General features: G+C 65.0%; 6 protein-coding genes and 1 pseudogene. 4 read left to right on the plus strand and 3 right to left on the minus strand.

Going from position 1 to position 9,445, the window contains the following annotated elements:
• Positions 1 to 39: 39 nt before the first annotated feature.
• From B3P22_RS23290 to B3P22_RS23300, 3 genes are all read right to left on the minus strand, one after another.
• On the minus strand, positions 40 to 1,077 hold the full coding sequence (locus B3P22_RS23290) for an AraC family transcriptional regulator ligand-binding domain-containing protein (protein ID WP_296272763.1): 1,038 nt from the start codon (positions 1,075 to 1,077) through the stop codon (positions 40 to 42).
• Complete coding sequence (locus B3P22_RS23295) at positions 1,074 to 1,988, minus strand: GGDEF domain-containing protein (protein ID WP_197854971.1); 915 nt, start codon at positions 1,986 to 1,988, stop codon at positions 1,074 to 1,076. The genes B3P22_RS23290 and B3P22_RS23295 overlap by 4 nt, the downstream gene beginning before the upstream one ends.
• A 70-nt stretch (positions 1,989 to 2,058) precedes the next feature.
• Positions 2,059 to 3,459 (minus strand): purple acid phosphatase family protein, encoded by a 1,401-nt coding sequence (locus B3P22_RS23300; RefSeq protein WP_296272766.1) that lies wholly within the window; start codon positions 3,457 to 3,459, stop codon positions 2,059 to 2,061.
• Positions 3,460 to 3,896: 437 nt separating this feature from the next.
• Here B3P22_RS23300 and B3P22_RS23305 point away from each other — a divergent pair, with 437 nt between their 5' ends.
• The 4 genes and pseudogenes from B3P22_RS23305 to B3P22_RS23320 form a co-directional block, all read left to right on the plus strand.
• Positions 3,897 to 6,371 carry a TonB-dependent receptor gene (locus B3P22_RS23305; RefSeq protein ID WP_296272768.1) on the plus strand — a complete coding sequence of 825 codons (2,475 nt, stop codon included), beginning with the start codon at positions 3,897 to 3,899 and terminating at the stop codon, positions 6,369 to 6,371.
• A 263-nt stretch (positions 6,372 to 6,634) separates the two neighbouring features.
• Complete coding sequence (locus B3P22_RS23310; RefSeq protein WP_296272770.1) at positions 6,635 to 8,548, plus strand: phytase; 1,914 nt, start codon at positions 6,635 to 6,637, stop codon at positions 8,546 to 8,548.
• 89 nt (positions 8,549 to 8,637) lie between these two features.
• On the plus strand, positions 8,638 to 9,354 hold the full coding sequence (gene tolQ, locus B3P22_RS23315) for a protein TolQ (RefSeq protein WP_296272772.1): 717 nt from the start codon (positions 8,638 to 8,640) through the stop codon (positions 9,352 to 9,354).
• Positions 9,355 to 9,367: 13 nt separating this feature from the next.
• Positions 9,368 to 9,445, plus strand: a pseudogene (locus B3P22_RS23320) (protein TolR); the annotation flags it as partial.

Below are 9,445 nucleotides of genomic sequence, written 5' to 3' on the forward strand. Positions count from 1 at the left end.
AGTGTTTTATCGCTGAGCGTGGCCGTCCGGCTTTGCACCTCAGGCTTTCCCATGCAAGGTGAAGGCGCCCAGGTCGCTGGGCACGCGGCCCGTCCAGCGCTTGAACGAGCGGCGGAAGTTGGTGATGTCATTGAAGCCCAGTCGCTGCGCTACTTCATCGTTGTTATAGCCCTTGACTTGGTACAGGTACAGCGCCAGATCGCGGCGCGCCAGGTCGAGTTGCTCCTGAAAGTGGGTGCCGTGTTTGCCGAGTTTGCGCTTGAGCGTGGCCGGGCTGGTGGCGAAGGCGCTGGCCACGCGCTCCAGGCTTAGCGGCTGACGGATATGGGCGCTGAGGTGGGCATGCAATTCGTCGAGCAGGCTGTGCTGCCAGCCCCAGTTCTGCAATTGCTCGTTACAGGCCTGGCGGGCGACCCGCGCGCCTGTGGCGCCACCATTCGGCCAGGGCTGTAGCAGGTGCTCGCGGGGCAGGCTCATGACTGTCGAGGGGCGGTCGAAGCTCAGCGCTTCACCGAGGTGTACCCAGTATTGCTCGACGTGGCTCGGCTCGGCGTAGGCGAACTGGAAGCGCCAGGGCAGGCGCTCGTTCTGCTGACGACGGGCAAGGGCGACCACCGCGGTCATGCTCGCTTCGAGCAGAAAGGGCAGTCGCTCGGCGGCGCCGCAGCTGTCACGCCAGTACAGGTGCAGATAGCGGTCGTCCAGGTGCAGCACGGGGGTGAGCAGCGGTGACAGCAGGGCGCGGTAGGTGACCAGATCCTCCAGCGCCTGCAGCAGGTGATCGGCCTGCTCCAGCAGATGGCTACCCGCGCCGTAATGGCCCGGCCACAGGCGCTGGCCGAACAGGAAGCTGGTATCCGCCGCATTCAGCAGCTTCTGGGCGTTGGCGATCAGACGCAGAAACTGGCCAGGGCTGATCCGCGCCTGGCCGGTGACGATGTCGTCGTAGAACAGCTCGCAACCGCGCAGCAGGTGGTGGCTGTCGATACCGCGCGAGCGTGCCAGGTCGATCAGTACGGCCGGCAGATGGTGAGCCGCGATGAAGCGGCTGTCGCACTCGTAGCCGGTGCTGCTCATGCGCTGCGCGCCAGGCGAGGTTTGGCGTAGGCCAGCGCGAGGTTGAGGCGTTTGAGCAGCTGCGCCTCGTCCTCCTCCAGCGCCATCACTGCGGCCACCGTGGCGCGCAGTTGCAGGCGTTCGCCGTGCTGCTGGCTGCGGTGTGCCAGGTTGGCGATGCTCTGGCGCAATTCGCCGGCCATGCTCAGCGCCTGATGCTCACCCGTGTTGGGCAGCACGGCGACAAAGCGGTCGCCGGCCAGCCGGCAGAGCATGTCCTGCTGGCGCAGGTTGAGCAGCAGCAACTGGGCAACGGCCTGCAGCACCTGGTCGCCCTCGGCCTGACCGTAGCGCTGGTTGACCAGGTTGAAGTCGTCCAGGTCGATGGCGACCAGCGACAGCGGCTGCTGCTCGGTGCGTGCCTGCACCAGGGCCTGCTGCAGGTGCTGGCGCAAGTATTGGGCGCCGGACAGCGGGGTGAGCTTGTCGAACAGGCGGTGGTCGCGCAGGCGCTGCTCGCGCTTGCTCATTTGCTCGTTGATGGCGCGCTGCTCCTGCTGCAGGTGATACATGCCGAGGGTCAGCAACAGCATGCCCACGGGCATGGGCGCGGTTTCCAGCCAGTTGTCCCAGATCGCTTCGGCCGGCAGGCGGATGAATTCGTCCAGACAATCCATCCACATCGAGAAGGCGGTGAAGCACAGCCCCAGTGACAGCAGGCGCGTGACGCGCCCGGCCGGGCGGCCGCGCAGCAGCATGATCAGCCAGCCGCAGAGGATCAGACAGGTGCCGCCTTCGCCGGCCACATCCATCCAGTTAATCTCGGCCCAGCGCTTGATGTCGCCGGCCGCCAGGTAGACCAGCAGGCCGGCATTGGCGGCCAGGACCAGGCCGGCCAGGGTCATGCCGTGCAGTTTCAGCAACGACTTCATGGGGTTCTCCTTGCGCTGCGCCTATGGGCGCTGCCGAGCATGCCGGGGCAATGTCTCAGAACGATGACGGTCATTTGTCTCGCGCGCTGCACGGCAGGCCATCCGGGCCGCGTTCGGCGCTGCAGAAGCGCTCGGCCTGTTTCTCCAGCTTCGGTTCGTGCAGGTACTTGTTGCCCTTGGCGTCGCGCTGGATGTCGAAGGCGTCGTACAGGCGATCGTCGGCGGTGTAGGTGCGCACGCTCAGGCGGTTCTGTTCCACCGCGATGGTCTGGAACAGCTGGGTGTCCTCGGCGCTGCGGTCGGGCTGGGTGTGGGCGCGGTCGTTGAGGCCGTACATCTTCGAGCCGGTCACGGACACCAGATACACCGGGCCGATGGGCTGGTTGGCCTGTTGCGCCTGGCGGGTGGCATCGCGGCCGGCGGCATGGGTCAGGCGGCTGTAGCAATGATCGTGGCCCTGCAGCACCAGGTCGACCTTGTAGCGTTCGAGCAGCGGTTGCCAGGCGGCCTTCAGTTCTTCGGTGTCCTCGGGGCGCGCGCAGGTGTAGATCGGCTGGTGCATGACCACCACGTTCCAGGTCGCCTTGCTGGTCTTCAGGGCGTTTTCCAGCCAGCGGGTCTGGTTCTCCAGCGTGCCGAGGTCGAGCGCCGAGGTGCCGTCCAGCACCACGAAACGCACGCCCTGGTAGTCGCTGACGTAGCTGGTGTCGGCCACGCCCTCGGCGCCGTTGCGCGGTAGGGCGAACTGGGCGGGGAAGTGCTCGCCCAGGGTGCGGCTCTCGCTGCCGTCGGCCAGCAGGGTGTCGATGTACTCATGGTTGCCGGCGGCCACCAGTTGCGGGATGGCGGCGTAGGCCCAGCCGCCGGCCTGGTTCCATTCGCCCCATTCGTCGTCATGGGCCAGCTCGTCGCGCGAGGCGACCAGATCACCGGCGTGCACCACCAGTGCCGGGCGGGAGACGCTGCGCAGTGCCTGGCGAATGGTGCGTGAGGCCACGGCGAGGATGTCGTTCTGGGTATCGCCCAGGTAGATGAAGGTGAACGGCGCGAAGGTCTGCCTGGCGGTGCGGAACTGATGCCACTCGCTCCAGCCGGCGCTGCCCTTGACCCGATAGACATAGGCGGTGTCTGGCGTGAGCTGCTCCAGGCGCATCTGGTGGTAGTTGGAGGGGCCATTTTCGGCGTCCAATCGGCGGGTCTGGCCACTGCGTGGCTGCGCCTTGGCGGTCAACTGCGGGCCGGCCAGCGCCGGGCCGAACTCCAGCTGGGCAGTGCCTTGTTGCAAATCGGTGCGAAAGCTCACGGCCATCTGCGTGGCGGCGTCGGCGCCAGGCGTCAGCACGATGCGGTCGGCCAGGTTACCGGCGGCGTAAGGCTGGCCGGGCGAGTGCGGTACGGGCTGTTGGGCGAAGGCTGGTGAGCAGGTCAGGGCGGTGGCCAGCAACGTGGCCAGCAGCAGGGGGCGATGCATGAGCGGTTTCCTTGGGTAAGGCGGAGGTGCGTTGGGGCGCCAAGGAAACAAAGGCGTATGACGGTTCGGTTACCGTCCGGGGGGTCGATTCGGCTCAGGTGATCGCTGCGCAAACCGGCAAATTTTCAGGCTGATTTAAGCGTCGCCGAGTCAGGCGTTTGTTTGTCGATCCGTAGCCACAGTCCCGCGTGCGGCGCGCCAGCAGCAGAGACTCGCTGCTGCCGGTACCCGTTTCGCGGCCGGATAAAAATGGGGCTGGAGTATCTGTTCCCGGCATGCCGGGGAGGTCAATTCAGCTCAAAACACTCGGTCGACGGCCGTAAAACCATGCTTTCAAGGCTCGAGCCGGCGCCCCTGTCACGCAAGTGCCACAAAGGATTTCTAGCTTTCGCTGCCATTGCCTGGTGTTGCCAGGGTCATCGAACGAGGGAGTCAAGGTGGCAAAGCCATTCCGTCATAGCCGCAATATCGGTTTTCGCGTCAGCCTTCTGACCATCGCCATCAGCGCCGCGCCGGCCTGGGCAGAAGAAGTGATCGAGCGCGTCGAGGTAATCGGCCAGGCCGCCAGCATCGACAAGGCGCTGCGTGAGCAAAAGAGCGCCGACAGCATCAAGAGCGTGGTGCACGCCGACGGCGTCGGCCAGTTGCCGGACGACAACGCCGCCGAAGCCCTGCAGCGCATTCCGGGCCTGTCGGTGGAGCGCGACCAGGGCGAAGGGCGCTTCGTCAGCGTGCGCGGCATCGCCCCGGATCTCAATAGCGTGACCATCAACGGCACCCTGGTGCCGGCACCGGAAAGCGACCGCCGCGCGGTGGCGCTGGACGTGCTGCCCGCCGAGCTTGTGCAGTCGCTGTCGGTGGTCAAGAGCCTGACCCCGGACATGGATGCCAACTCCCTGGGCGGCACCATCGAGGTGGAAAGCCTATCGGCCTTCGACCACGACGGCCTGTTCTACTCCCTGTCCGGCGAAGGCAGTCACGACACCAACGTCAGCAAGAACAGCCCCAAGTTCTCCGGCGCCATCAGCGACCGTTTCAGCCTGGGCGACGGCACCGACAACTTCGGCGTAGCGGCAGCGTTCAGCTGGCAGAAACGCAAGTTCGGCTCGGAGAACGTCGAGACCGGCGGCGCCTGGGATTTCGACGACGGCGCGCGCCTGGAGGAGGTCGAGCAGCGCGACTACGAAATTACCCGTGAGCGCACCGGCTTTGGCCTGAACTTCGACTACCAGCCCGACGATTACTCCAACTATTACCTGCGCACCCTGTACAGCAAGTTCAAGGACACCGAGACGCGCAACGCCGCGGGTGTCGAGTTCGCCGATGCTCAGGCTTCGGGCGAACGCGGCGACGCTGAAGGCTGGCGCGAACTGAAGTCGCGTCAGGACACCCAGGAGATCCAGTCCTATGTAATCGGCGGCGAACGCATGATCGACCTGTGGACCATCAGCGGCCAGGCCGGCTACAGCGAGGCCACTGAGATGGATCCGGGCGGCATCGCCGGGGCGAAGTTCGTCGGCGATTTCACCGATGTCGGCTTCGACGGCACGCGCAAGCCGTACCTGAGCGTGGGCAGCGGGTTCTACGACCCGGCCTCCTTCGAACTCGACGAAGTGGAATGGGAGAAGGTCAGCGGCAAGGACAAGGAAAAGAACATCCGTCTGGACCTGGCCCGCGACTACGACCTCAAAGGCAACGCCGCCCAGGTCAAATTCGGCGGCAAGCTCAGCCGCCGCGACAAGACCAGCGACACCGAGGTGTGGGTCTACGACGACTTCAGCGGCATCGATCTGGGAGGCCTGCAGAGCGGCAACGTCGACTATTCCCTGGGCAACTTCGGCAACGGCATCAGCGCCGGCGCCATCAAGAACCTGATCGGCGGCCTGGATCGCAGCGAGTTCTACGACGAGGAAAATTCGCGCATCAACGACTTCGACATGCGTGAGGACATCAACGCGGCCTACCTGATGAACACCCTGGATGTAGACAATTGGCGCTTCATCGCCGGCCTGCGTTACGAGGGCACCGAGTTCGAAGCCAAGGGCACCGGCCTGCGTGATGGCGTCTACGAGGACAGTCACAGCAAGAACCGCTACGACCACTGGCTGCCTGGGTTGCATGCGCGTTACCAGATTTCGCCGTCAACCGCCGTGCGCGCTGCCTGGACCAACACCGTGGTGCGTCCGACCTTCGGCCAGTTGGCGCCGGGCTTCGCCATCGACGGCGACGACGCCTCGTTCGGCAACCCCGACCTCAAACCGATTGAATCGATGAACCTTGATCTCGGCATCGAGCACTACATGGGCCGTGCCGGCGTGGTCTCGGGCTTCCTGTTCTACAAGGACATCGACAACTTCATCTACAACACCGACCTCGCCGGCAGCGGTATCTGGGCAGATTTCGACGAGGCGCTGAGCTTCGAGAACGGCAGCGGCGCCAAGCTCTATGGCATGGAGCTGGCCTACTCGCAGAAATTCGACTGGCTGCCGGCGCCGTGGAACGGTGTGCTGCTGGGCGCCAACCTGACCCTGAGCAGATCCGACGCGACCATCGAGGGGCAGGGCGCCAAGCGCTCCATCGACCTGCCGAATCAGTCCGACACCGTCGGCAATTTCATGGTCGGCTGGGAAAACGATCGCTTCAACTTTCGCGTCGCGGCCAACTACAAGTCCAGCTACCTGTACGAGATCAGCTCGGTCGAGGACAAGCGCCACGACCTGTACGTCGATGATCAGCTGTTCGTCGATTTCAAGGCCGGCTACTTCATCACCCCCGAACTGCAGCTGACCTTCGAGGCGCAGAACATCACCGACGAGTCCTACTACGTCTACACCGGGCGCCGCAGCTACAACGCCCAGTACGAGGAATACGGCCCGACCTACAAGGTTGGCCTGACCCTTACCCACTTCTGACGGCGGGGTTTTGAACTCCCGCTCCTTAAGCGCCAGGGATTGGCGATTGAAAGATAAAAGCTGCCGGTTGGCTGAATGATTGTTGTAGGAGGGGCTTTAGCCGCGAGCTTTTGCTGCCCGGATAAAAGCTCGCGGCTGAAGCCCCTCCCACATGATCGCCGCCATATCGCAGGCAGTTTTGAAAAATCGCAAACCTGTATCCGGACCCGGAACAAATTTCAGGTCACTGCAACCAGGCAATTGATCCAGGAAATTCTCAATCTATGCGACTGTTCAATCTGTCCCTGCTGGGTCTCTGCGTTGCCTTGGCAGCTTGCCAGGGCAAACAAGCGCAGCAGGCTGTTTCTGTGACACCGGCGCTGACCCTCAGCAAGACGCTTATCGCCAGCGAAAGCACCCAGTGGCTGGCGCCGCTGGCCTTTCTCGCCGACGCCCAGCGCCTGCAGGTGGCGCGCAGCGGTTTGCAGGTAATCGGTGACGACGGCCAGGTGCTCAGCGAGCTGCCGGGCCGCTTCGAAACCCTCGATCACCGTGCCGATGCCGACGGGGTGCTGGTTGCCAGCCTCGACCGCAAACGCCAACAGGCGCTGCTGACGCGCTTCGACTCCGCACAGCAGTGGAGCGCGCCGCGTTATCTGCCGAAAACCCGTTTCGCCATCGAAGGCCTGTGCCTGTACCGCGACAGCGCGCGTAACGACTTTCTGTTCCTGGTGGGCGAAGAGGGCGCCGGCGAGCAGTGGCTGGTGGCCGAGCAGGGCCGCCCACTGGCCCAACCGCACCTAGTACGTGCCCTGAGCCTGCCGCCGGAGAGCGGTTTCTGTCAGGTCGATGACCGCAGCGACAGCCTGTACGTGAATGAAGAAAACGTCGGCCTGTGGCGCTATGACGCCGGCGCCGAAGCGCCGCTGGTGCGTGAGCCGGTGGAGCTGGTCGCGCCCTTCGGCGAGCTGCGCGAGACGGCCGCAGGGATGGCCGTGTTGCCGGATGCGCTGCTGCTGGTCGATGCCGCTGCTGCCAACCTGCACCTGTACCAGCGCAGCGCCTCGCAGTGGCAGCGTGCCGGTGTGCTGAGTCTAGAGGGTCTCGATGAGCCGGAGCAGGTCAGCGCCCGCGCGACGTCGCAGGGCCTCGAACTGCTGCTGGTCGATGATGCTGGCGCACGCAGTGCATCACTGAACTGGACGCCTCAGCGCAGCGAGCCACAGCCGACCATCCCAGTGCTCACGCCCCTGGTACAGACCGATGGCGTGCCCAGCCTTGGCGATGCGGCGGACGACCCGGCGATCTGGATCGACCGCGTGCACCCCGAACGCAGCCGCGTGCTGGGCACCGACAAGAAAGGCGGCCTGCTCGCCTACGACCTGGCCGGCAAGCAGGTGCAGAGCCTGCGCGTCGGCCGCCTGAACAATGTCGATGTGCGCTCCGGCTTCCAGTTGGGCGAGCGCCAGGTGGATCTGGCCGTGGCCAGCAACCGCGATCACAACAGCCTGCACCTGTTCGCCATCGACCCGGCCAGCGGCGTGCTCGCCGACATCGGCCAGATCGCCACGCCGCTGGAGGAAATCTACGGCCTGTGCCTGTTCAAGGATCGCCAGGGCGCCATCCATGCCATCGCCAACGACAAGGACGGCAGTTTCCTGCAGTACCGCCTGGGCAGCGTGAATGGCAAGGCCAGCGGCCAGCTGGTGCGTCGCTTCAAGACCGAGACCCAGCCCGAGGGCTGCGTGGCCGACGACCGCAACGAGCGGCTGTATATCGGTGAGGAAGACGTTGCGGTGTGGGCGCTGGATGCGCGCGCCGAGGCGCTGACCACTTTAGAGCAGGTGATCGCCGTCGGTGGCCCGGTCAAGGACGACATCGAGGGGCTGGCGCTCTACCACGGCAAGCAGCGCGACTACCTGGTGATCTCCAGCCAGGGCAACGACAGCTACGTGGTGGTCGAGGCGCAGGCGCCGTACCGGCTGCGCGGCAGTTTTCGCATCGGCCTGAACGCCGAGCTGGGTATCGACGGCGCATCGGAGACCGATGGCCTGGACCTCACCTCAGCCAACCTCGGCGGGCCCTGGAGCGCCGGCCTGCTGGTGGTGCAGGACGGCCGCAAGCGCATGCCCGAAGGCAACCAGAACTACAAATACGTGCCCTGGACGGCGGTCGCCGCTGCGCTGGGCCTGGAGTGAGACGAACGGCGTTGCGCCTGTCATCAGTGCGCAACGTGCTGGTCTTCCAATGTGAGCCCTGGGGCTCGAGCAATTGAAGGAAATCCGTGATGCAGAACCAAGCCCACCTCGAACACATGACCGTCTGGGGCCTGATCGCCGAAGCCAGCATCGTCGTGCAGGCCGTGATGCTCTGCCTGGTGCTGGCCTCGCTGGTCAGCTGGTACCTGATCGTCCAGCGCGGCTCCGTGCTGCGGCGCAGTGAGCAGTTGGCCAAGGCCTTTCTCAAGCGCTTTCGTACCGACGAGATCGGTGGCCTGTACCGCGAAGGTAGCCAGCAGGAGCTGCCGGCCGATGCCGCCCTGCAACGTATCTTCCTGGCCGGCTACCAGAGCTTCAGCCAGTTACAGCCCCATGCCGGCAACAGCCCGGAAACCGTGCTCGACGGTGTCGAGCGCAGCCTGGCGGTGGCCATCGCTGAGCAGGAAGAACGCCTGGAGAAGGGTCTGCCGTTCCTCGCTACGGTCGGCTCGGTGAGCCCCTACATCGGCCTGTTCGGCACCGTGTGGGGGATCATGAATTCCTTCCTGGGCCTATCCCAGGTGCAGCAGGCCACATTGTCCACCGTAGCCCCGGGCATCGCCGAAGCGCTGATCGCCACCGCCATCGGCCTGTTCGCGGCGATTCCCGCGGTGATGGCCTACAACCGCTTCTCGGCACGTAGCCAGACGCTGATCGCCCGCTACTACGCCTTCGGCAACGAGTTGCAAGGGCGCCTGCACCGCCGTCTGAACGGCACGGCGCCGAGCATGGCCGCGGCAGCCTGAGGAGGAGAGCGCAATGCTGGTTCGACCGAAGCACAAGCACGGCCTGAAGGCCGAGATGAACGTGGTGCCCTACATCGACGTGATGCTGGTG

This window comes from Pseudomonas sp. UBA6323 (genome assembly GCF_002439135.1).
Lineage (GTDB): Bacteria > Pseudomonadota > Gammaproteobacteria > Pseudomonadales > Pseudomonadaceae > Aquipseudomonas.